The sequence below is a fragment of the Paenibacillus sp. KACC 21273 genome, from assembly GCF_028736095.1.
Classification (GTDB): Bacteria; Bacillota; Bacilli; order Paenibacillales; family Paenibacillaceae; genus Saccharibacillus; species Saccharibacillus kyungheensis.
In genome coordinates, this window is record NZ_CP117876.1 from 769131 (window position 1) to 795000 (window position 25870).

Here is a 25870-nt window from a genome sequence, read left to right on the forward strand (position 1 = left end):
AATTTCTCCTTAATGATATAAGAGTAAGGATAATGATACAGAGGTTTTCAATGAAAATATAACCAATAATTATAAATTATTAATTATATTTTGTATTTACAATGGCATCAATCTGTTCTTTTTCTTTTGCATCTATTTTAATTAACTTATCATAGATGGCTTGATCACTTTGGTTTTCTTTTTTCAAAGCAGCTAGATAATAGCGAGCAACTTCACGATTGGTTTCATCATTTAGATCATCAGCTAGACCTAATTTAAATGTTGCTGCCGCATCAGCTGTATTACCTTGCATTAATTGAATTTTACCAATATTTAGAGCAATTTTTGGTGTGACAGCAAAAGCACGACCTTGTAACTGACCAGTAGGCAATGTTTTGAGATATTCTACACCGTCTTGTACTTCTTTATAAGCATTTAGACCGGCATTAAAATATTTCTCTTCAGATGCTTTATCTTTTTTCTCATATGCCTGGTTACCGAGGGCATAGGCTTGAGTGATTACACCTTCATACCATTCAATATCCCATTTGTATTTTGGAATACTGTTTACAAGGAGATCAAAGGCTACATCTGATTTACCACCCAATTGGTAAGCCGTTACTAACTGTTTCACAATATTTTTATTAAATGGTTCTTTTTCTTGTGTTTTAGTAAGAAGCGCAATATCTTCGTTATAATATTGTTCATCTTTAGTCTGTTGGAATACTTGAGTTAATAAGGAACCCATAAATACAACAGCATCAGGGAATGTGCTACGTATAGCCAATGCTTTATCTAGTGGAGCACGAATACCTTCATAACTCGGGCTTGCTACTTGAGATGCTTTCTGAGAATCCATCACATCTTGAGAAGCGACAGAGAAACGAAGTGAAGTGAAAGCAACAATAATCGCAACAACACCGATTAAAGAAACGTAAATACCTCTTATCGTTCCAGCAGGAGCTTTCAATCGCTTGAGCGGCGTTAAATCCATCGCAGAAGCCATACCACCTAGACCTAGAAAGACTAGAATACTCATATAAGCATAACTTAAGTTGAAATCCAGCAAACTATGCATCAAGATCGATACAACGATAATAAAGTAAATAAAGTGAGATTCTTTACCTTCACGATTAGCTTTGTAATAACCACGAATATATTTATAGAAAATAAAACCAACAAACAAAATAAAGATAATAAAACCAATTACGCCAACTTCAACTAAATATTGAACAAAGAAGTTATGTGCCTGACGGCTGACATACGGGTTATTCTGGTAAGCTTCGTAAGAAGCACCCCAAGCTCCACCACCTGCACCGAACAGCGGATAGTCACGTAACAATTTCATCGCATCACGATAAAAAGTAAAACGTTCCAATACACTACTTTGTTGGAAGTTAATATTTTCAAAACGTACACGAATATTAGCTGGTAACAGATTACGTAGATTAGTTGCAATCAATAACACAAGCATAAGTATACCGAGTAAAGCAGAACCGATCGGAATCCAAAGGCTAGCACCACGACGTGCTGTCCATCCTTCTACACCATGTTCAAGCTTAGGTGCAATATAACGTCCAACGAGCATAATCAGTACTCCTGCAATTAAGGAAGCGATTAATAGATAAGCCCAACCTTTTGCAGCGACAGCACCATCATACTTAGCAATCACTTGTAGTCCAATATCGGTTACTGGATTCAAGATAACAGCTGTTGCAATACCTGCGATTACCAGATTAATAAACCATAAAATCTGTTGTGCAGGACGAAGTAATAGAAGCAAAATTAATAATACAAATGGTAAAACAACCAAACCACCGCGAGAAAGAGTAAGAATTAAAGCTAGAATAACAGGAACCAACATAAATCCATGAATCAATTGGTCATACCATGTTTTGAGACGACTGGCATTAAATAGACCTGCAAACATAATAGCCATAAGGAAAGCTGCATATGTATTTGCATACTGGAATACAGAAGTTAAACGCCAACCGTTGGAATCTTGCATCACTGCATCAATGTAGACGCCGTTACCTACTCCATTAGAGAACCACCATACTAAATGTCCAGCTAGATAACCTTGACCGAACCAACTGATGTATCCGAAGAATACAATCAGATAAGCGGAACCCATTAACGTAATCTGAATAATCTTATTCGAGACACGATCACGTAACAGATAGATACCAATTACGAAAATAAATGCGTACATCCATTGAATTAACACCATATTTACGGCATAATGCCAAGAGGCAGCCGAAAACATAGAGATCATATACGAGATAGGGAGTAAAATGATTAATAATGAAACCATATCCCGTTGATCATCCAATTGTACTTTTTTGTTGAATTGAATGAGTCCTAAAATCATTAGGATACATACCAACATAATTGCCCAAAAAAGAGGCTTTTCAAAACTGATACCTAGACCATTAAATAATGCAATTTGAAACGGGGCCCATAATAAAAATAAAATCATACAAATATTAAGGACCCAAAACATACTTCCACGTTTTTCGTCCTCGGTGGACGCTTTAAACTGTTTGCCGTATACTGGATTAGCCAATGTTTTAAACTCCTTTTAAGTTAGAATTCTAAGTTATTTTAGCATATTTTAATTACAGGAACTATTATCAATTATTAATATAACTATTTTCTGATATAATGATTCATTTTATGTTAGCTAAATAAGGAGGACCAAATGGACTTTACAGGCGAAAGGTATGTCCCTAACAAAGTTTTTGGTGAAATTGAAGTCGAGCATAGACAAAGATATCATGCTATTCTTGATTTGGTAAAAAACAAAAAAGTTTTGGATGCTGCTTGTGGTGAAGGATATGGTACTAATTTGATATCACAGCGTGCTGAATTTGTATGGGGAATTGACATATCTGAAGACTCAATTCAGTGGGCAAATGAAGCATATCACTCTACCAATATCGAATTTAAAGTTTCTGATATAAAAAGCTTACCCATTTCTGATCATAGTGTTGATGTAGTTGTCAGCTTTGAGACCATTGAACATGTAGATGAACAAGCCCAAAAAAAATTCTTGAGTGAAATAAAAAGAGTTCTCAAACATGATGGTATATTAATTATGTCTACACCTGATAAAAGATTATATTCGGATGTAGTGGGTTTTACAAATAAGTTTCATATCAAAGAATTTTATGATCATGAATTTCAGAATTTTTTGGAGAGTGACTTCAAGTACACCCATATGTTTCGGCAAGGATTCAAAACATTTAGTCATCTAGCATCATGTCATACAGAAAAAAATCAAGATACTTATTATAGATTGGACGATCTATATGATACTTTGAATACTGGAAAATATTTAATTGCAGTATGTTCAGATAAACAGTTAATTAACCTTGAAAAAATAAACAGTATTATGCCTTTAGCCAAAAGAAAATTGATGAGTAAATTGCTGATAGATACAGGAGAAGGTTTTAACTCAGAATCGGCACTCTCAGCGGAATTATATATTGAAGGTAGAGAGTTTAGTGTTACATTTGAAGCTCTAGATAAATTAGGAACTATTAAGAGTTTAAAATGGATCCCTTTAGAAGGGGAAATGATTAATATTAATATTCTAAAGTATCCACCAAATATTCAAATGATATCCTTAAATTCTTTTGGTCATAGAGAGAGCTTTACAGAATTTCAAGTCATGGATCCTGAGTTTTTGATAAATATTACAGGAGACACTTTAAAAAAGTTATCGCTTAAAGGTCATATAGAAATTTTAAATTCAGAATCTATTTTTCAAAAATTGAATACTAGGATTGAAGGTCTTCAATCTGAAATTGAAAGCTTGCAATCTATACTACAAGATCATGAGCAGCTTAAAGAGCATTTAGAATTCACTAAAAAAGAACGGGATAATGCTTTAGCTGTGAATCAAAATATACGTATTGAAAATAGTATCCTTCTTAACTCTACATCTTGGCGGATAACAAAACCATTGAGAATGATTAGTACAGCATTAAAAAGAAAAAAGAATAAAATGTAATTGAATTATGCATATATTCCTTTTAAAATCTTAATTTTTCCATAAGTGGACGCTCTATAACTTTTAACGTATACTGGACAAGTTAGTGTCTTTTTTTGTTAGATACAATTAATTTATTATTTTAGTATAGAAATTTATGAGTAGAAATAATTTTTTTATTCGAAAATTAAGTTAGCTAGGTGGCGATACACGAATGTATGATTTAAAACGTTATTTTTTGAACTTCTATAAATATAAAGATTTATTGAAGTTGCTTGTGGCAAAAGATATAAAAATTAAATATAAGCGGTCTGTACTGGGTATTGTTTGGAGTGTTCTTAATCCGCTATTAACGATGATTATTATTACGTTAGTATTTCAGGAACTTTTCAAATTTAATGTTGAGAATTTTGCAGCTTATGTGATTAGTGGACAAGTATTATTTTCCTTTTTCTCAGATTCCACATCTTTAGCAATGAGTTCTATTTATTCATCTGGGCAGATTATAAAAAAAGTATATATCCCTAAATATATATTTCCATTATCCAAAGTTTTGTATTCATTAGTAAATATGTTGTTCTCATTAATTGCAGTTTTAATTGTATGTTTTATTACAGGAGTAGATCTTAAATATACTTTTATTTTTAGTTTTTTATCAATTTTTTATGTATTTGTATTTAGTGTAGGTGTAGGTCTTATTTTATGTAGTATTGTTGTGTTCTTTAGAGATGTTGAACATATTTATGGTGTTTTCATTACTGCATGGATGTATGCTACACCAATCATTTATCCAGTAAGTATTATGCCAGATAAATATATGCCACTTCTTCTTGGAAATCCAATGTTTTATTTTTTGACTCATTTTAGAGAATCTTTATTGTATGGACATATTCCTCCGTTAGAATTAAATATTCAATGTGCAAGTTACGCTCTGGTAACTTTATTAATAGGAGTTTATCTTTTCAAACAACGTCAGGATAAATTTATCCTTTATATTTAAGGAGTTTGATGATGGAGAATAGTAATGTGATTATCGATGTTCAAAATGTTTCGATGTGTTTTAATATGACTACTGAAAAAATAAGTGGATTGAAAGAATTTTTGATTAAACGCTTAAAAAATCAAATATCGTATACTAAATTTTGGGCATTAAAAGATGTAACATTTAACGTGAGACAAGGTGAATTATTTGGAGTGCTAGGACTTAACGGAGCAGGGAAAAGCACGCTTCTCAAAACAATAGCAGGCGTCTTAAAGCCAACAAATGGTACTATGCATATTTCAGGTCGCATGGCCCCTTTAATTGAATTGGGTGCAGGCTTTGACACAGAGTTAACAGCAAGAGAAAATATTTATTTGAATGGAGCTATTTTAGGCTACTCCAAAAAAGAAATGAATGCTAAGTTTGATGAAATTGTTGATTTTTCTGAATTAGCAGAATTTATTGATGTTCCTGTAAAGAACTTCTCATCAGGTATGTATGCTCGATTAGGGTTTGCAATTGCTACTTCAACTAGACCGGATATTCTAATCGTAGATGAGATTCTAGGTGTAGGAGATTTTAAGTTTCAACAGAAATGTGAAGCAAAAATCAACGAAATGGTCAAAGAAGGTACAAGTGTATTACTTGTTTCTCACTCTATTGATCAGATAAGAAGTCTTTGTAACAGAGGTATTATTTTAGAAAAAGGTCAATTGATTAAAGAAGGAAATATCGAAGAATTGTGTGATTTTTATTATTCTAAGTACACGTAAGGAAGGAGATAGAAGCTTATGTTCTCTTTACTGTACTATACTTTTATTAAATATATGATTCGATTTCAAATTAAATTTCATCCTTTCCGATTATGGCGTGGTAAAAATTGGTACCAGAAATGGATCGGAAATCATGAAAAATATGATATTAATGTCGTTATGAATGAATGCAAACACTTTCGTCATAAACCACTAATGTCTATTATTCTTCCTGTATATAACGTACAGGAAGATTATTTGAAAGAATGTATAGAGTCTGTTGAAAGACAATATTATACGAACTGGCAACTTTGTATTGCAGATGATTGTTCCAATATGCCTCATATCAAAAAGATTTTAGATGAATATCAAACCCAAAATTCTAAAATTCTTGTGACTTATCGTAGTGAAAATGGACATATATCAGCGTGTAGTAATACTGCACTAGAAATGGCAACAGGAGAATATATAGTTTTACTTGATAATGATGATATTCTTTCTGATTTTGCTTTATATGAAGTGGTAAAAGTGATTAATGAACATTCTGATGTTGATCTTATTTTTAGCAATGAAGATAAATGGCTAGATAATAAACGAGTACAGCCCTTTTTCAAAAAAAATTGGGGTATCCAGTTGCTTATGCATATGAATTATATTTGCCACTTATCAGTGTATCGAACATCTTTATTAAAACAAATCAAAGGGTTCAGAATAGGATACGAAGGTGTTCAAGACTGGGACTTAGCTCTACGAGCGATTCAAAATAATGCTAACGTTAGGCATATCCCAAAAATTTTGTATCATTGGAGAATTTCTCCTACTTCTACAGCCGGTGGAGAAAAGAAAAAAAATTATATAAAAGAAAAGCAAAAAATGTTAATTGAAAATTCTAAAAAATATACTATGTGAAGGTGATACAGTTGGGTATTAATACACTCATGAAAAAAACGGTCTCGACGATGAAATATGAAGGTAGCAAAGCTCTAATGAGAAAAGCGTATGGATATACAAAAAAAAGAATTCTAAAAAAACATATACCCTCTAAATATCACTTCAAAGACATTCTTTTTATAAATGGGTGTTCTCTTCCACATCCACCTCGTTATCGTGTAGATCATCAAATTGAACAGCTTCATTTTAATGGATATTCCTGCGACAGTGTATATTACGAAGAACTTGATATTGAAATGGTTCGTTATTACAGAGCATTTGTTTTCTTTCGTTGTCCGCATACAGAAGTCGTTGAAGAATTAATTGCAAAAGCAAAATATTTTAATAAAACTGTATTTTTTGATATTGACGATTTAGTAATTGATCATAAATATGTTAAAGAAATTGATTATTTAAATACTATGAGCAAAGATGAGCTTGATCAGTATATGGATGGCGTTAATCGTACTCAAAAAACATTAAGAATGTGTGATTATGCGATTACTACCACAGGAGCATTGGCTACAGAATTAAATAATTATGTAGACGAAGTATTTGTTAATCGGAATGTAGCTTCTGAAAAAATGCTAGACTTGTCATTAAAGGCACTCAAAGAAAAAGAATTAAAAGCTAGCGAAAATACTGGAGCAGTAGATGATCGTATTATTATGGGATACTTTAGCGGTAGCATCACACATAATGAAGATTTTAATTTGATTATCAATGTAGTTAAAGAAATGTTCGAAAAACATAGTAATGTTTATCTTAAAGTAGTAGGTATTTTAGATATTCCTACAGAATTAAGTGACTATAAAGATCGTATTATTTTCGAGAAATTTACAGATTGGACAAATTTGCCAGATTTAATAGCAAATATTCATATCAATTTAGCACCGTTAGTTCAGTCTATTTTTAACGAAGCTAAATCTGAGAATAAATGGACAGAAGCTGCTCTTGTAAAAATTCCTACTGTAGCTAGCAGTATTGGTGCTTTTAAAGAAGTGGTTACACATGAACAAGATGGTATATTGTGTGATTCAATAGAAGATTGGAAATTCTATTTAGATAAGTTGATTACTGATTCGGCATATCGTGAAGCTTTGGGTAAACAAGCGTATTCTAGTGTTATAAGTGGATGGACAACGTTAAGTAGCGGATATAAATTATTTGAATTTATTGAATCTAAATTGCATGATAATATTACATTTGTTCTTCCGTCTACTCAGATTAGTGGTGGTGTGAATGTAGTTATTAAACATTGTAATATTTTAAGAGATCAAGGCAAGGATGTTACAATTATTTCGATGAGTGAAGACGATAAAAATATTGTTAATAAAGATGGAGAAATTGTTGTGATTTCTTACCATCGTCACACTTTTCATGGTCTTTTTAGAAAATGCGTGGCTACTCTATGGTCAACGACTGAATTTCTTAATATGTATTCTAAGATCAGAGAAAAGTATTATTTAGTACAAAATTTTGAAACTAATTTTTATGAGCCTGGTAATCATATGCGTGCTTGGGCGAATCTAACTTACAATTTCTTCTCTGATATTAAATATATAACCATATCTAAATGGTGTGAACAGTGGTTATTGGATAAATATAATAAAAAGTCAGGTTATGTAGAAAACGGAATAGATTTATCAGTGTTTCAGTATAAAGAACGATCATTTGAAGGAAAAATTAAAATATTAATTGAAGGTAATTCTAATGATTACTATAAAAATGTTGATGAGAGTTTTAAAATTACCAATCAATTAGATCGAGATCAATTTGAAATCTGGTATCTTTCTTATAGTGGTAAACCTAAAGAATGGTATAAAGTGGATCATTTCTTAAACAAAGTGCCACACGATGAAGTAGGAAAAGTATACGCAAGCTGCGATATTTTATTAAAGTCTAGTCTTTTAGAAAGTTTCTCTTATCCACCTCTTGAGATGATGGCTACTGGCGGCGTAGCAGTGGTTGCACCAAATGAAGGGAATATAGAATATCTGGTTCATGAAGATAATTGTTTGTTATATGAACAAGGCAATCCTGAAAGTGCACTTCAGATGATTAAAGAAGTTTGCAACAACTCTACATTAAGAGAACGAATTATAGAAAATGGTTTGAAAACAGCACAGCGAAAAGAATGGAAGAATCTTGAAGGGGAAGTGTTGGCTTTGTACGGCTATCAACTGAAATCTACTGAACACAATGGTGAAAATTATGAAGCGAAATTGGTTTAGACGCTCAATTATTCCTATCATTTTAGTGCTTCTTTTTATTTACGTATATGGTGGGAATATAGGCAAAATGACAGAAGTTATTTCAGTTGAAGGTGACCAAAATATAGGAGAAATTACAAACAATAAAGAAGTAGGTCAATCATTTTATTCTGACCTTAATAATCTAAGTGGTTTCTCTATTAAGCTTGCTACTTATGGTAGAGTAAATGCAGGGCGTATCACTTTGGGGATTCGAAACTATGGTGAATCGAATGATATTTACTCAACTACTATAAAAGCTGAAAGCTTAGCTGATAATGCATTTTACGATGTTAGGTTTCCGCCTATAAAATATTCGAAAAATAAACAGTATTATATATATATAAAAGCTACGGATGGAATGGCTGGAAAGTTCATAACTGCGTATAAATCTAAAAGTGATGTTTATGCAAAAGGCAACTTTATACAGAATGGTATAGAACAAAAAGGAGATTTGGCATTTAAAGTATATTTTAATAAAACCTTATTTTAAAGATAATAAAAAGGAGGTCAAATGAAAAAGCTAAGTTTAATAGAAAATAGATTTCTAATTATTGCACTTTTATTTGGTCTATGCTGGATGTTTTTATTACCACCTTTTCAAGCTCCTGATGAAGAATCTCATTTTTTTAGAGCATATGGCGTTTCTGAAGAGCAAGTGATATGCGAAAATATAGGAGTATCCAATGCAGGAAGTTATTTACCGAGTAACATAAAGTCATTTCAACAAAATTTGGGAGCAGAAGAGATAAAGTTTCATTATGAAGTGAAACAGGACATTAATAAACTACAAAAATCTGGAGATTCATATCCAAGTTCTACAGAGAGTTTTATTGATTATGGTAATGCCTGTGCCTATAGCCCATTGCCTTATATTCCTCAAGTTATAGGTATAGAAATCGGGAAAATTTTTCAATCATCATGGTTAACTATATTTTATATAGGTAGATTATTTAATTTATTAACTTTTATTGCAATTATTTACTATACAATTAAAATTGCTCCAAAAATGAAGTATTTAATTGTTTTATTAGCATTAATGCCTATGATGCTTCATCAAGCAGTTTCAATAAGTCCAGATGCGTTAACGGTAGCTACCTGTTTTTTATTTGTAGCTTTAATTATGAAGCTACGCTATGATCCAGTACTAGTAACAAAAAAATATATTATTCTATTATTAATATTGAGTATGGTTATTGCACTATCGAAAATCACCTATTTTCCATTAACTTTATTAATACTTACTATTCCGATGGAAAAGTTCAAAACGAAGAAACACTTCTGGAAGTTTACTATTTCAGTTATTTTAATAAGTATAATTTTTACAGCAATTTGGTTTTTATGTACTAGAATAAGCAATATTGAATTTCCTTTAGATCCTGTAGAGCAATTAAAAAACGCAATCTATCATCCCTTAGCTTTTGCTAAATTGCTTCTTATGAGTTTTGTCACAAATGATGCTCTTTACGTACAATTTTTTGGCGATTTTGGGTGGTTAGATACTCCTCTTCCTCTTGCTCTCGCAATTTTTTATTATTGTGTTTTAGTACTTACAACTTTCTATGAATCTTTAAAAGAAATCGGTAAACCAAGAAATGAGCGCTCAGATTTCTGGTCGGGAATTCTAGGACTTTTATCATTTGTTAGTTGTGCCTTATTAATAGAAATTTCGTTATATTTAAATTGGACTCAAGATACTCCAAATTATATTAGTGGTGTTCAAGGAAGGTATTTTATCCCATTAGCGCTTACGTTTTTTTATTCACTTTATTTATTAGTGCCATTTATTATTAAGCATAGAAAATGGATTATATTTGTGTTTATTTTGCTAATATTATTAGCATCCTGTTATCAATTAGTGTTGAGATATTATTAAGCTAATAAGAATAATTTAATGAGGAGTATAAAATGAATATTGCTGTTTTGATACCTTGCTACAACGAACAACAAACTATCGCTAAAGTTATTACTGATTTTAAAAAAGAACTACCTGATGCTAAAATTTACGTATATGATAATAATTCTTCTGATAATACTTTCCAGGTTGCTTTAGAACATGGGGTAGTAGTGAGGAAAGAGTATAGACAAGGTAAAGGAAATGTAGTGAGGTCAATGTTTATGAATATTGATGCTGATTATTATATAATGGTGGATGGAGATGATACGTATCCAGCTGAATTTGTACATTCGATATTAGAACCGTTAATGAATGGAACAGCAGATATGGTCATAGGAGATCGTTTATCTAATGGAACTTATGCCTCAGAAAACAAACGCAATTTCCATAATTTAGGCAATAATCTAGTTAAAGGTCTAATTAATTCACTTTATAAGAGTAAAATTAATGATATCATGACAGGGTATAGAGGATTTAATCGTTTTTTTGTCAAATCTTTTCCGGTTATGAGCCCGGGTTTTCAAATTGAGACAGAATTAAGTATTCATTCTTTAGATAAGCGTTTTTTAATCAAAGAAGTACCAATTGATTACCGAGATCGTCCTGAAGGAAGCGAATCTAAGTTAAATACAGTGTCTGATGGTATTAAAGTCATAAAAACAATATTTAATTTATTTAAAGATTATAAACCGTTAATTTTTTTCTCATTATGGGGATTGTTATTTTTAATTCTAGGTTTAGCTATTGGTATTCCAGTAATTGTCGAATTTCTACAAACAGAATATATTACAAAAATCCCATCAGCTATGCTTGCAGTAGGACTTATAATAGTTTCGATGCTTAGTTTTGCTTGTGGATTAATTTTAGATACCGTAGTATCTAATTGGAGAAAAGAATATGAATTGGAACTTCATAGAATATCAGAAAAGTACAAAAATTCTAATGGAGCATTATAATGCGTTCTTCATTGAACAAAAATAAAAAAGGTATATTAATTATACTTATTTCAGCTTTATTATCTGCAATAGGACAAGCTGCTTGGAAAATGAATGAAGGATATATTTCAATAGAATTAATTATTGGTTTTATACTTTATGGATTAGGCGCAATATTAATGCTTTATGCTTTTCGTTTTGGAAGTTTATCTGTACTGCAGCCGTTTCTTAGTATTGGTTATATTTTTGCAATTATTATTGGTGTCTTTTACTTTAAAGAGAATATATCTATATATCAGATAGTGGGAATAGTAGTGATTATTTCAGGAGTAGTATTAATAGGAGGTGGAGATGATTAATTTCATTCTTCTTTTATTAATGACTCTTTTAGGTGCAATGGGAGCATTTTTTTTGAAAAAGGCTTCATCGTTCTCATTTGGAACCAATAAAAATTTCCTGATACCGTTTATTGTAGGTGGATTTCTTTATTTTACCGGAGCTGTTATCAATATTATTCTTTTGAAGTTTATACCTTACATTTTATTATATCCATTAACTTCTATAACTTATATATGGACACTTTTCATCTCTCGGATATTTTTAGGGGAAAAGCTTTCTTCCAGGAAAATAATCGGATTATCTTTAGTAATAATAGGAACATTTTTACTGGTTTTGAAATGATTATATATTTTAGGAGGTTTTATTTATGAAAGGCATAATTTTAGCAGGTGGTACAGGTTCACGCCTTTATCCATTAACCAAAGTAACCAATAAACATCTTTTACCTGTTGGCAAATATCCTATGATTTTTCATTCCGTATATAAATTAAAACAAGCTGATATTACAGATATCTTAATCGTTACAGGTAAAGACCATATGGGTGATGTAGTTAACTTACTAGGTAGCGGTAGCGATATGGGTGTTACATTTACATACAAAGTGCAGGATGAAGCAGGTGGTATTGCACAAGCTTTGGATCTAGCAGAACACTTTGTAGCGGATGATCAAATGGTTGTTATTCTAGGCGATAATGTATTTGCTGATGATATTGCTCCATTTGTACAAAATTTCCGTGAGCAAAAACAAGGTGCTAAATTGTTGCTACAACAGGTTCATGATCCACAGCGTTATGGTGTAGCTGAAATGGACGGCGAACGTATTATTTCGATTGAAGAAAAACCAAAAGCTCCTAAAAGCGATTTCGCTGTAACAGGTATTTATATGTTTGATAACAACGTATTTGATATTGTTAAAACGTTAAAACCATCTGACCGTGGTGAATTAGAAATTACAGATGTAAACAATGCTTATATTGAACGTGGTGAGCTAACATTTGATATTCTTACAGGTTGGTGGACAGACGCGGGTACGCACGCATCGCTTGCAAAAGCAAATGAACTAGCACAAGAAATCGTATTTGGCGAAGAGTTCGGTAAGCTCAAACTGTAAGGAGGATCATCATGAAAGTCACATCTTTAACATTAAAGGGTGCCAAGCTCATCGAACCTGTTGTTCATGGCGACCATCGTGGATTTTTTATGGAAAGTTATAATGAAAAATTAATGCACGAAAATCGAATTAAACATAATTTTATTCAGGATAATCATTCCCTTTCTGCTGAACCTGGAGTACTGAGAGGAATGCACTACCAATTAAATCCTAAAGCACAAACTAAATTGATTCGTGTTATATCTGGTTCGATTTATGATGTGATTGTGGATATTCGTAAAGATTCACCTACATTTGGACAATGGCAAGGATTTATTTTAAGTGATGCGAATAAACGTCAATTGTTAGTTCCACAAGGGTTTGCACATGGCTTCTGTACGTTAGCAGCGAATACTCAAGTTATTTATAAAGTAGATGAGTATTACTCGCCTGAGCATGATCGCGGTATTGCTTGGGATGATCCATCTCTAAATATCGATTGGCCTGTATCGAATCCAGTATTATCTGACAAAGATACACGTCATCCTTTATTAAAAGATGCAGAACTTAACTTTTAATACTCCATTGCTTACTAGTTACTAGGTGAGCATAATAAATAAAATAGTTAGAATCTAAATATGATTCTTACAGGAGGCAAATTATGAAATTGCTTGTTACTGGCGGAGCCGGTTTTATTGGCAGTAATTTTGTTCTATATATGTTACGTGAACATCCCGAGTACCAGATTATCAATGTAGATGCTCTTACGTATGCAGGGAATTTAGAAAATTTAAAAGCGATCGAAGGAAATCCTAATCATACCTTTGTAAAAGCAGACATTGCAGATACAGCTACAATGGATCGCTTGGTTTCAGATGGTGTAGATGTGATTGTTAACTTTGCAGCAGAATCGCATGTAGACCGTAGTATTTTGGAGCCAGAGATTTTTGTGAAAACAAACGTGGTTGGTACTCAAGTACTTCTGGATGTTGCTAAAAAGTATAACATTACAAAATTTGTACAAGTATCTACAGATGAAGTATACGGTTCTTTAGGCGAAACAGGGCTGTTTACCGAAGAGACTCCGATTACACCAAATAGCCCGTATTCTGCTAGTAAAGCAGGCGGAGATTTGTTAGTACGTGCTTACCATGAGACTTTTGGTTTGCCTGTTAATATTACACGTTGTTCTAATAATTATGGGCCGTTCCAATTTCCAGAGAAATTAATCCCGTTGATTATTTCTCGTTCTTTAGCTGATGAAGCTTTACCTGTATATGGTGATGGACTCAATATCCGTGATTGGTTGTATGTAGAAGACCATTGTAGTGCGATCGATCTAGTTATTCATGAAGGTAAAAACGGTGAAGTTTATAATATTGGTGGTAACAATGAACGTACCAATATCCATATCGTTAAAACAATTTTGGAACAGCTAGGTAAGCCAGAATCTTTGATCAAATATGTAGAAGATCGTTTAGGTCATGATCGTCGTTATGGTATTGACCCTACGAAAATCATGAATGAACTTGGATGGAAGCCTAAGTATAATTTTGAAACAGGAATTAAAGAAACGATTCAATGGTACTTGGATAACAAAGACTGGTGGACTCGTATTGCTTCTGGGGCTTACCAAGAATATTACCAACAGCAATATGGAGATCGTCTAGGAGCTAATCAATGAAAGTATTAGTTACAGGTGCTTCCGGCCAGCTTGGAGTAGATACAGTCAAAGTCATCCAAGCGAAAGGTCATGAAGTATTAGGCTGCGATCGTCAGACATTAGATATTACAAATCTAGAGCAATGCCAGCAAGTAATCACTTCTTTTCAACCCGAAGTGATTATTCATTGTGCGGCGTATACAGCGGTCGATGCAGCTGAAACTGATATCGATGGAGCTTATCTGGTCAATGCTGTAGGAACACGTAATATTGCTGTAGCAGCAGAATCTGTACAAGCGAAAGTGATCTATATTAGTACAGATTATGTTTTTGATGGACAAGGTGTACAACCTTACCACGAGTATGACAACACAGATCCTCAAAGTATTTATGGTAAATCGAAGCGTGCCGGTGAAGTATTGATTCAATCTTTATCTTCTCGATACTTTATTGTGCGCACTTCGTGGGTATACGGACTTCAAGGTAACAACTTTGTGAAAACCATGCTGAAGTTAGGTCAGGAAAAACCGCAACTTAAAGTGGTACATGATCAAAAAGGTTCGCCAACCTATACAGTAGACTTAGCAGAGTTTTTGACAGAATTGATGGTGACAGAAAAATACGGTGTTTATCATGCTTCTAATAGTGAATCATGCACCTGGTATGAATTTACACAAGAAATATTCAGACAGGCTATTGATACTTTAGATGTAGATATACAAGCCGTACTGGAACCATGTGCAACGAGTGAGTTTCCAAGACCTGCTCCAAGACCTGCTAATTCGGTGATGGAGCATTTATCGATACGAACTAATGGATTTACAGATATACGATCTTGGCAAGAAGGGTTAAATGCTTTTTTGCAAGAGTACAAAAATGAGTAATTATTAAAATGAACAGATAAGAGAATTTGGTTTCAAAACCATATAAACTCTTATCTGTTTTTTTGTAATTATAGTATTGATTCTGCTACAATAAAGTAAATTATAGGGATGATAATAAAACAAATGAGGTTATTATGACTGGAAAAGTGCAGGTACTTCTTTCTACTTACAATGGAGCTCAATACATAGCAGAACAATTGGACAGTATTTTAAAGCAAACGTATACGAATATTCATATTCTAATTAGAGATGACGGATCAACAGATGCAACACTTAGTATTCTTGAATCTTATGTTCAAAGATACCCGGAACAAATAACATATCTACAAACAGAAAATGTTGGTGTAATACGTAGCTTCTGGAGTTTGATCAAGGAAGCAGATACTACAGCCCAATATTTTTGTTTTTGTGATCAAGATGATATATGGTTACCTCATAAAATTGCAGCCGAGGTGAGTGCACTTGATTCTGCGATATCGGACTCTCCTTATCAACCGCATATGGTCTGTACAGCTACTCAGATTACAGATGAGAATCTTAATCCACAAGTAATCTGGCCGCAAAATCTGAGAAAAGAACCTTCATTTTATAATGCTTTATTCCAAAATATAGCGGTTGGAACGACGATTATGTTAAGCTATGATGCGTTTAAATTATTTTATGATAAAGAGATTGATCTAAATCGAATTCAAATGCATGACTGGTGGATATATCTTACTATTTCTTGTTTTGGTAAAGTTTATTTTGATCCCACACCTTCTGTATACTATAGACAACACAATAACAACGTAGTAGGCGGAGAATCTACCTTACTACAAAAAATAAAAAAGAAATGGAATAGTTTTCGCAAACATAAAGATAAAAAATTATTGGTGCAACAAGCTAAAGAATTTCAGCGTATATATGGTAAAGAGATAACTGATCCTCAAATGAAGCAACAATTGGAAGCCTTTATCGCTCCACGCTCCACATTTATGCAACGTATTCGTTTTTTACGCGAATGCCAGCTTTACCGACAATCTATAACAGAACAATGGCTTTTTCGATTTTTAATTATGATTGGTTATATCTAAGAAGAATAATGGAATCTGAGCGGATTTATCTTTTTGATATATAGATATGCTATAATGCCAGTAGATTTATATTTTAGTCAGGAGCGTTACCATGGACGTTAGCATTTTAATTTTAAATTATAATACTTGTCAGCTTACCCTTGATTGTATTGAGTCTGTATATCAATCACATACTCAATATGCTTATGAGATTATTGCAGTGGACAATGCTTCTAGCGACGGTTCAGCTACAGTGATCCCATCGACTTATCCAGATATTACTTTTATTGCAAATAAAGATAATGTTGGATTTGCCAAAGGCAACAATCAAGCAATGAAGATTGCGCAAGGACGATATATACTACTACTTAATTCCGACACCATCGTTCAGTCAGATACTTTAGAGACGATGGTGTCTTTTATGGATGCTCACCCTCAAGCAGGAGCGTCAGGTTGCAAAATTGTGTTGCCAGATGGATCACTGGATAAAGCATGTAAGCGTGGGTTTCCTACACCGTCCGCATCTTTTTATTATGCTTTTGGATTTTCCAAATGGTTTCCAGACAATCCACGCTTTAATGGCTACCAGTTAGATTATTTGAATCCAGACGAGTCTTATCCGATTGATTCATTAGTAGGTGCATTTATGTTAGTTCGGCGTGAAGTTATTGAGCAGATTGGCGGACTGGACGAAGAATTTTTTATGTATGGAGAAGATATTGACTGGTGCTACCGGATCAAAGAAGCAGGCTGGGAGATCCATTATCGTGGAGATACACAAATTGTTCATTACAAAGGTGCTAGCAGTCGTCGTAAACCGTTTAAAATCATTTATGAGTTCCATCGGGCAATGTGGTTATTTCACCGCAAACACTATCGTCAAAAATATTCGTTTGTTACCAATAGTATTGTTTTTACCGGAATTGGAGTCAAATTAATGTTATCCCTACTTAAAAATAAATTATTACCTGCCAAATCGGTTACAACAGCAGAAAGGAGAGCTTAAACATGATTCGTAAAAATCAACGTTTTTTAACTCGTCTGTATATTTTAGCTGATTTTATGATCATTCAACTCTCCTTTTTACTTGCCTGGTTTGTAAAGTTTGAAAGTGGCTGGTTTGCTTATGATACACCGATTGAATTTGGAGCACTACCGATTGAGACCTACGCGCTATGGAGTCTAGTATATGGTGGTATAGCGATCTTAATTGGTGGGATGAGTACACTTTATTCACCAAAGCGTAAAAAACGTTTTGCAGATGAATTGATGAAAATTTTCCAAACTCATCTTGTCAGTATTTTTGTTTTATTAGGTGCTTTATTTTTTGTGAAAGAAGTAAATATCTCTCGTTCATATCTGTTTATTTATGTGATCCTTACCTTGATGCTTATTATGGCTTATCGGTATGTGATCAAAAAAGGATTGAAACGTGCGAGACAACGTGGATTTAATAAGCAGTTTGTTTTGATTCTTGGTGCAGGTTCACTGGGGAAACGTTTTTGCAATAATTTAGATCAGTATCCTGAGATGGGTTATGAAATTGTTGGTTTTTTAGATGATTATTTAGAAGACAATGAACAGGAACCTAATAAATACAAACCTATTTTAGGCAAAATCGATAAGCTTGGTGATATTCTGCATACGATGATGATTGATGAAGTCATTTTGGCTTTACCGCTAGATGCCCATCATAAATATCCAAGTATTATTGCAGAATGTGAAAAAGCCGGTGTACGAACATTAATCATCCCGGATTTCTTTGATTATCTACCAGCTCGTCCGTACTTTGATAACTTTGCGGGAATGCCAATGATTAATGTTCGAGATATTCCACTAGATATCGCTGCGAATCGGATGTTCAAACGATTATTTGATATTGTATTTGCATTAATAGCTATTATTATTACATCTCCTATTATGATTATTGTAGCGATCGGCGTACGAATGACATCTCCAGGATCTGTGATCTTTAAGCAGGAACGTGTAGGACTCAATCGTCGTAACTTTACGATGTATAAATTCCGTTCGATGCGAATTATTCCTGAAGGACAGGTCGATACAGGTTGGACGACAGCCGATGATCCACGTAAAACCAAGTTCGGAGCTTTTATACGTAAAACCAGTTTAGATGAGCTCCCTCAATTTTTTAATGTATTATTTGGAGACATGAGTGTAGTGGGACCTCGCCCTGAACGTCCTTATTTTGTAGAACAGTTCCGTGATGAGATTCCAAAATATATGATTAAGCACCATGTACGGCCTGGAATTACAGGTTGGGCACAAAGCAATGGTCTACGTGGAGACACGTCTATTGAAGATCGTATCAATCACGATATTTTTTATATCGAAAATTGGTCATTATTATTTGACATCAAAATCATTTTCAAAACGATCCATAATGGATTTGTAAATAAAAACGCTTATTAAAAGTTAGACAATGCTAAACATTTCATCACTAAATATAACTAAAAAGTATTCTGTTCCTCGGATGTAGGAGCAGGGTACTTTTCTTTTTTTAAGGAGTAATAAGGCAAAATATAAATTTGTTCCCCTAAAATGCGAACAAAAATTGACACTTTGCATCGGCTATCATAGACTTAATTTGAAGGTTGTCCGAAGACGGAGGAATGAAGGTTGAGAGAACAAATCAAAACATGGCAACATGTATTTAAACTGGACCCGGATCGAACGATTTCGGACGATGTATTAGCAAAAGTATGTAGTTCTGGGACAGATGCGATTATGGTAGGCGGATCATCAGGCGTAACCTACAACAATACAGCAGATCTAATCAAACGTATCAGCCTATATGATATTCCTTGTGTTCTTGAAGTATCTGATTTGGAAATGGTTGTACCTGGATTCGATCTATACATGATTCCATTGATATTAAATACCAATGATAGTCAGTGGATGATAGGACAGCATGTCTCTGCTATCGAACAGTATAGCCATTTGATGCCCTGGGACAAACTTGTTCCTGAAGGTTATATCGTACTGAATGCGGATTCTACAGTCGCTCAGCGTACCGAAGCATTAACAGAAATCGATCTTGATCGGGCAGTCGCTTATGCTCAAGCCGGTGACCGTTTGTTTCATCTCCCTATTATTTATATAGAATATAGTGGACGTTTTGGAGATATGGAACTAACAGGTGAGATTCGCCGATCAACTCATCAAGCGCAATTATTTTATGGCGGGGGAATTAGAGATTATCATTCTGCTCGTCAAGCCAAGCAAGTATGTGATACCATTGTCGTCGGCAATATAATTTATGAAAATCTGCAAGCCGCATTAGATACTGTACAAGTTATCTCCAGATAACGAGAAGTATCCTAACTTGATCATAGATGATTTTCAACTATCATTTTTCTATTAAGAAAGGAGCATGACTTCCCTATGAATACTGTAAATATACAGGAGGCAATCAATCGATTGAATCCTAGACAAAAAGAAGCCGCGCTCGCCACAGATGGACCGCTACTCATTATGGCAGGAGCAGGTAGTGGTAAGACGCGCGTACTGACACATCGTATCGCGCATATTATTGATGCACGCAAATCAGCACCGTGGGGCGTTCTAGCCATCACATTTACCAATAAAGCAGCACGCGAGATGCAAGAACGTGTTTCCCGTCTGGTAGGGCCAGCAGGTCGTGAGATTTGGGTATCTACTTTTCACTCTATGTGTGTACGTATACTGCGTAAAGATATTGAACGTATCGGATTTACTTCCAACTTTTCTATTTTAGATTCATCTGACCAATTATCTGTTATTCGTTCTTGTATGAAAGACTTAAACATCGATACCAAAAAGTTCGAACCTAAAGCAGTGCAAGGAATGATGGGTACTGCTAAAAATGAATTGGTTTCTCCGGCTCAATACGAGCAAAAGATCGGTGACTATTTCGAAGGGATTGTAGCCAAAGTCTACACCAAATATCAACAACGTCTACGTGCTAATAACTCATTAGACTTTGATGATCTGATTATGAAGACGATCCAATTATTTAACGAAGTTCCTGAAGTTTTAGAATTTTATCAGAAAAAATTCCGCTATATTCATGTCGATGAGTATCAAGATACAAATAAAGCACAATATATGCTTTGTAAAATGTTAGCAGAAGCTCATCATAATATCTGTGTTGTTGGGGATAGTGATCAATCGATCTATCGCTGGCGTGGAGCAGATATCAGTAATATCTTGAATTTTGAAGAAGATTATCCAGAAGCGAAAACAATTCTTTTGGAGCAAAATTATCGTTCGACTTCCAATATACTGAGTGCAGCAAATGAAGTGATTGGCAACAATACAGGTCGCAAACCGAAAAAGCTGTGGACAGACAAAGAAGGCGGAGCCAAAATCAAAGTGTATCGTGCGGATTCTGAGCATGATGAAGGATACTTTGTGACTTCTGAAATTCATAAAAGTGTAAAAACAGGACAGCCTTATCGTAATCATGCAATATTGTATCGTACCAATGCGCAGTCACGGGTTATTGAGGAAATTTTGATCAAATCAGATATTCCTTATCAAATCGTAGGCGGTATCAAGTTCTATGATCGTAAAGAGATCAAAGACTTGCTCGGGTATTTACGTTTGCTTTCGAATCCAGATGATGATATTAGTTTGACTCGAATTATCAATGTGCCTAAGCGCGGTATTGGTGATACGACTGTAGCCAAATTAGCAGTAGCAGCGGCGGAAAAAGGCGTGTCTATTTTCAAAGTATTAGAAATAGTAGATGATCTAGGTTTTGCAGGTCGTACTCGTAATATGTTAGTTGAATTTTACGATATGATTGCTTCACTGCATCAAATGGTAGAGTATTTATCAGTTACCGAATTAACCGAAAAGATTTTAGAGTTATCTGAATATCGGGTAGAACTACAACGGGAGAATACTCTTGAATCCAAAGCTCGTTTAGAAAATATAGAAGAGTTTTTATCTGTAACGATGGAATTTGAGAAAAATAATGAAGATCGTTCATTGATTTCATTTTTGACGGATCTAGCGTTAATTGCAGATATCGATACTGTAGGCGATGAACCTGAAGAAGATGACGATGCAGTTGTATTGATGACGATGCATAGTGCCAAAGGTTTGGAATTTCCAACTGTATTTATTATCGGTATGGAAGAAGGCGTGTTCCCGCATAGTCGAGCTTTTCAAGACAATGAAGAATTGGAAGAAGAGCGCCGCTTAGCTTATGTAGGGATTACACGTGCAGAGAAAAATCTATTTTTATCTTGTGCACAGATGCGTACGTTGTTTGGACGAACTACAGCGAATCCACCTTCACGCTTTTTAGAAGAAATTCCAGAAGAGTTCAAAGAAGATACAGCAGTAGCGCCTAACTATCGTCGTGGTGGGGCAGGTCGTGGCACTAGCAGTTATGGATCAGGTAATCGTAGCTTTGGAGGAAGTACAAGTAGCTTTGGTGGCAAACGTGAAAATACGGCTGCTTTTGGCAGTGGATCTTCTGCGCGTGCAGTACCAGGATCTACAAATGCAAGAGTAACGGTAACGACAGGAGCTACACCTAAGCCTGTAGCTACTGGTGGAGGATCAGATAGCTTCCAAGCAGGGGATAAAGTCTCTCATGGTAAATGGGGCATCGGAACGATTGTAGCAGTCAAAGGTACAGGCAATGATATGGAATTACAAATTGCTTTCCCTGCACCAACAGGACTCAAACGCTTATTAGCAGGGTTTGCTCCGATTACTAAAGTAGAATAAAGAATCTGATCGTGCAAGCAAGAAAGCTCTTGTTATCACTTGATGAGTACAAGTTGTATGTTCAAAACAGAACCGAATTACTTACTGTTCGGTTCTGTTTTTTCATTGGAAATAATAACCATATGCGACAAAATGCTAACGATAAGCAGAATTACAGTTTGGATCAAAGCAATAGTTTATCTTATTGAATCCGGGAGGGAATACTACACATGGATCCGATGCATGAAATGGAACAATTAATTACAGAGCTTAATAAGTACAGCTACCATTACTATACGTTAGATGAACCTCTAGTCGATGATAAAGAATATGATGTTCTATATGATCGACTAATCCAATTGGAAGAAGTCAGTGGGATCATATTACCTGATTCGCCTACTCAGCGTGTAGGTGGAGAATTGTTAAAAGGATTTTTACCTCATCGCCATCTTTCTCCATTATGGAGTCTAGACAAAGCTCAAAATTTAGAAAAGCTAGCAAGTTGGCATACGCGTGCTCGTAAATTAATTGCTGATTATAATACCAAAAATCCTGATCAACCATTGCCAGAACCCTCTTATGCGATTGAACTCAAGTTCGATGGATTAACACTTAATCTCACCTATGAAAATGGGAAGTTAATTCAAGCGGCAACCCGAGGTAATGGAGTAACCGGAGAAGGAATTTTAGAACAAGTCAAAACGATTCGTTCGATCCCATTATCTATTCCTTTCAAAGAAGGCAAAATTGAAGTACAAGGCGAAGGCATTATGAATCTATCTGTACTAGCAGCTTATAATGAAAATGCTACAGATAAAGACAAACTTAAAAATGCACGTAATGCTGCTGCGGGTGCTTTGCGTAATTTGAATCCTAAAGTAACAGCTACTCGTCGTTTAAGTGCTTTCTTTTATAACATAGGGTATATGGACGGTATTACATTTGAAAGTCATCAAGAGATGATGCAATTTCTTAAAGACAATCATTTCAAAGTCAATCCGTATATTTTTTACTTTGAGAATTTTGATGATGTGATTGCTCAATTGGAAGACATTCAAGCACAACGTACAGGATTAGATTACTTAATCGATGGTGCTGTGGTCAAAATTACAGATATGCGTACTCGCGAAGTACTGGGATATACCGATAAATTCCCGCGTTGGGCAATTGCTTACAAATTCGAAGCAGAAGAAACAAGCACGATTTTAGAATCGGTGTCTTGGAATGTAGGTCGTACAGGTAAAATTACACCATTAGCTCGTGTAGAAGCTGTTGAACTTGCAGGTGTGACTGTACAAAATTGCACGCTAAACAATATTGGAGACATTGAACGCAAAAATTTAAAATATGCAATTGGAACACGTGTTTTTATTCGCCGTTCGAATGAAGTTATACCCGAGATTCTCGGTAAAGTGACTGAAGAAAGCGATGGAGAAGAAATCATTTTCCCAGAGAAATGCCCTGCTTGTGGATTTCCATTAGAACAGCGTGGAGCACATCTATTCTGTAACAATACACTAGAGTGTACACCACAGATTATAGCTAAGATTACACATTTCGCTTCTAGAGATGCTATGGATATCGAGACATTTAGCATAATGACAGCTCAACAATTGCATAGTGAGTTAGGGGTCAAAGAACCAGCAGATCTATATGCTTTAGAATTTGAGAAGTTAGTAGAACTAGAACGATTTGGTGAGCGCAAAGCAAATAATCTATTGCAGGCTATCGAAGAAAGTAAAACCAGAGATTTAGCATCATTCCTATATGCTTTAGGTATTCCGAATACAGGTAAATCTACAACTCGTATGTTAGCCGAGCATTATCGTGATTTACACAAAGTCATGAATGCAACAGTAGAAGAATTAGTCGAATTACCGGATATCGGCAATATTGTAGCTGAAAGCATCGTTGCTTTTTTTGCAGATCCTTTTATGCAGACCAGTATTCAGAAAATGTTAGACCGAGGTGTACAACCACAATCTCCTGCTGAACCTGTTGTTATCAATACAGATTCTTACTTTGCAGGCAAAACGGTTGTACTTACAGGTACATTACAGACGATGACTCGTGATGATGCCGCTGCTCGCCTAGAGTCTCTAGGCGCCAAAGTGACAGGTAGTGTATCCAAAAAGACAGATATCGTGATCGCTGGTGAAAAAGCAGGTAGCAAATTAACCAAAGCTCAAGAGTTAGGGATCGAAGTTATTCAAGACGAAGAAGAGCTAAAGAGATTATTAGAATTGTAAAAGATTAATAGAATTGCTTGCATCATTAGTAGATACACTAATCGACTATACAACGTTTGAATATGTACACTAATAACATGAACTATGCTTTTTAAATAAAAGGTACAACAAGCAAAGTACCTCTTATGAAGATCATTTTATTTGTGTAAAGTCCTCTCACTCGTTTTGTACCCAATCGTAATGCTCTATTTCTTTGATGATAATCTTTTATGATTTTGCTCTAGCGCAAGCGATATCGTTCCATCTTTTGAAAAACAATTGCTTGCAGAATAGATAAAAGAGCTAAAATGATGATATTGAACTTTCAAGAGATAGTTAATCTAAATAAAAAAGCAGGGTGTTGCTCTTGAGACAAGAGGAAACACCCTGCTTTATTTTGTTCTACATCAACGGTAGATTTAAGCTTTGGGTAACCATGCATCTTTATCATAGCCACGTTGTTCCCAATACCCAACATGATCTTCAGCAATCAATTCAATACGGTTAAGCCATTTCACAGACTTGTAGGCATACATCTGTGGAATAACCAAGCGTACAGGTCCACCCAGATCAGCAGGAATAATATTACCATCATGCAGTACCGCTACGATAATATCTTTCATTTGTGCTTGATCCAGTGTAAGAGAGTCAGTATATACATTATCACCAGAATAAAATTTGACCGTTGTTGCAGAAGATTGAACACCAGCCGCTTTTAAAAAGTCGCTTAAAGGAATACCTTCCCATGTATTCTTATACACAGACCATCCAGTAACACAATGGAAATCACTCACCTGTACATCTCGTTTTAATTTTAAAAATTGTTCCCAGTTCCAAGTTTGAGGTTTATCTACCAGTCCATCTATTTTGAAATCCCAGTTACTATTATCAAAAGTAGGAATAGGCGTTACCGTATATACTCGAAATTCACCTTGCGCTCCACCACCGATAGGAGGGGCAGACGATTTTAGTGGAGTAGGATTAGGAATCATTTTATTGCCATTGCTAGCAGCAACTTCTTCCCATGTTCCACCACCGCCACTGGTTAACGAACTTCCAAGCCATTTTAGAAAAGTAGGCCCGATCGATACAGCTAATCCAACACCAATTGCCGAGCGTAAAAAGTTACGTCTTGTATAAAAGGGAGAAGGAGCAGTAGGTGACGATGTCGC

Annotated in this window: 22 protein-coding genes (1 of these 22 running past the window's edge); 20 read left to right on the top strand and 2 right to left on the bottom strand. The window is 34.6% G+C overall.

Annotated elements, in window-relative coordinates; translation table 11 throughout:
• Positions 1-79: 79 nt before the first annotated feature.
• The gene (locus tag PQ460_RS03415) at positions 80-2350 is read right to left on the bottom strand and encodes an O-antigen ligase family protein (protein WP_443147190.1); all 2271 of its coding nucleotides are present in this window, start codon (positions 2348-2350) and stop codon (positions 80-82) included.
• 330 nt (positions 2351-2680) lie between these two features.
• Here PQ460_RS03415 and PQ460_RS03420 point away from each other — a divergent pair, with 330 nt between their 5' ends.
• The 20 genes from PQ460_RS03420 to ligA all read left to right on the top strand — a co-directional run bounded on the left by PQ460_RS03420 (position 2681) and on the right by ligA (position 24719).
• Positions 2681-3994, top strand: coding sequence for a class I SAM-dependent methyltransferase (locus PQ460_RS03420; protein WP_274171803.1), 1314 nt, complete (start codon positions 2681-2683; stop codon positions 3992-3994).
• A gap of 193 nt (positions 3995-4187) precedes the next feature.
• Entirely contained in the window at positions 4188-4973 is a 786-nt protein-coding gene (locus PQ460_RS03425; RefSeq protein ID WP_274171804.1) for an ABC transporter permease, read from the top strand.
• An 11-nt stretch (positions 4974-4984) separates the two neighbouring features.
• Complete coding sequence (locus tag PQ460_RS03430) at positions 4985-5728, top strand: ABC transporter ATP-binding protein (protein WP_274171805.1); 744 nt, start codon at positions 4985-4987, stop codon at positions 5726-5728.
• A gap of 195 nt (positions 5729-5923) precedes the next feature.
• Positions 5924-6616, top strand: a complete 693-nt coding sequence (locus PQ460_RS03435) for a glycosyltransferase family 2 protein (RefSeq protein ID WP_274171806.1) — start codon at positions 5924-5926, stop codon at positions 6614-6616.
• Positions 6617-6645: 29 nt separating this feature from the next.
• Complete coding sequence (locus PQ460_RS03440) at positions 6646-8871, top strand: glycosyltransferase (RefSeq protein WP_274171807.1); 2226 nt, start codon at positions 6646-6648, stop codon at positions 8869-8871.
• A complete protein-coding gene (locus PQ460_RS03445; RefSeq protein WP_274171808.1) occupies positions 8852-9382 on the top strand; it encodes a hypothetical protein in 531 nt (176 codons plus the stop codon). The genes PQ460_RS03440 and PQ460_RS03445 overlap by 20 nt, the downstream gene beginning before the upstream one ends.
• Positions 9383-9403: 21 nt before the next feature.
• Positions 9404-10765: a DUF2142 domain-containing protein gene (locus tag PQ460_RS03450; protein ID WP_274171809.1), complete on the top strand. Its 1362-nt coding sequence runs from the start codon at positions 9404-9406 to the stop codon at positions 10763-10765.
• A 32-nt stretch (positions 10766-10797) separates the two neighbouring features.
• Complete coding sequence (locus tag PQ460_RS03455) at positions 10798-11742, top strand: glycosyltransferase family 2 protein (RefSeq protein ID WP_274171810.1); 945 nt, start codon at positions 10798-10800, stop codon at positions 11740-11742.
• On the top strand, positions 11742-12080 hold the full coding sequence (locus PQ460_RS03460) for an EamA family transporter (RefSeq protein ID WP_274171811.1): 339 nt from the start codon (positions 11742-11744) through the stop codon (positions 12078-12080). Before PQ460_RS03455 ends, PQ460_RS03460 begins: the two co-directional genes overlap by 1 nt.
• Positions 12073-12402 (top strand): EamA family transporter, encoded by a 330-nt coding sequence (locus tag PQ460_RS03465; protein WP_274171812.1) that lies wholly within the window; start codon positions 12073-12075, stop codon positions 12400-12402. Before PQ460_RS03460 ends, PQ460_RS03465 begins: the two co-directional genes overlap by 8 nt.
• Before the next feature lie 25 nt (positions 12403-12427).
• A complete protein-coding gene (locus PQ460_RS03470; protein WP_204827228.1) occupies positions 12428-13171 on the top strand; it encodes a sugar phosphate nucleotidyltransferase in 744 nt (247 codons plus the stop codon).
• An 11-nt stretch (positions 13172-13182) separates the two neighbouring features.
• A complete protein-coding gene (rfbC, locus tag PQ460_RS03475; RefSeq protein ID WP_274171813.1) occupies positions 13183-13728 on the top strand; it encodes a dTDP-4-dehydrorhamnose 3,5-epimerase in 546 nt (181 codons plus the stop codon).
• A gap of 83 nt (positions 13729-13811) precedes the next feature.
• Positions 13812-14834 (top strand): dTDP-glucose 4,6-dehydratase, encoded by a 1023-nt coding sequence (rfbB, locus tag PQ460_RS03480; RefSeq protein WP_274171814.1) that lies wholly within the window; start codon positions 13812-13814, stop codon positions 14832-14834.
• Complete coding sequence (gene rfbD / locus PQ460_RS03485; RefSeq protein WP_274171815.1) at positions 14831-15697, top strand: dTDP-4-dehydrorhamnose reductase; 867 nt, start codon at positions 14831-14833, stop codon at positions 15695-15697. The genes rfbB and rfbD overlap by 4 nt, the downstream gene beginning before the upstream one ends.
• A gap of 134 nt (positions 15698-15831) precedes the next feature.
• Positions 15832-16770 carry a glycosyltransferase family 2 protein gene (locus PQ460_RS03490; RefSeq protein WP_274171816.1) on the top strand — a complete coding sequence of 313 codons (939 nt, stop codon included), beginning with the start codon at positions 15832-15834 and terminating at the stop codon, positions 16768-16770.
• A gap of 91 nt (positions 16771-16861) precedes the next feature.
• The gene (locus PQ460_RS03495; protein WP_274171817.1) at positions 16862-17755 is read left to right on the top strand and encodes a glycosyltransferase family 2 protein; all 894 of its coding nucleotides are present in this window, start codon (positions 16862-16864) and stop codon (positions 17753-17755) included.
• A gap of 2 nt (positions 17756-17757) precedes the next feature.
• Positions 17758-19179, top strand: a complete 1422-nt coding sequence (locus PQ460_RS03500) for an undecaprenyl-phosphate glucose phosphotransferase (RefSeq protein WP_273613688.1) — start codon at positions 17758-17760, stop codon at positions 19177-19179.
• A gap of 207 nt (positions 19180-19386) precedes the next feature.
• Complete coding sequence (locus PQ460_RS03505) at positions 19387-20076, top strand: heptaprenylglyceryl phosphate synthase (RefSeq protein WP_274171818.1); 690 nt, start codon at positions 19387-19389, stop codon at positions 20074-20076.
• Between the two features lie 75 nt (positions 20077-20151).
• Positions 20152-22491: a DNA helicase PcrA gene (gene pcrA / locus PQ460_RS03510; protein ID WP_274171819.1), complete on the top strand. Its 2340-nt coding sequence runs from the start codon at positions 20152-20154 to the stop codon at positions 22489-22491.
• A gap of 209 nt (positions 22492-22700) precedes the next feature.
• Complete coding sequence (gene ligA, locus PQ460_RS03515; protein WP_274171820.1) at positions 22701-24719, top strand: NAD-dependent DNA ligase LigA; 2019 nt, start codon at positions 22701-22703, stop codon at positions 24717-24719.
• 398 nt (positions 24720-25117) lie between these two features.
• Here the strand turns inward: ligA and PQ460_RS03520 are convergent, their stop codons facing one another.
• Positions 25118-25870, bottom strand: partial view of a molybdopterin-dependent oxidoreductase gene (locus PQ460_RS03520; protein WP_274171821.1) — the 3' portion only. Its footprint extends 525 nt past the window's final position; only the last 753 of its 1278 coding nucleotides appear in the window; its start codon lies off the right edge, out of view; its stop codon occupies positions 25118-25120.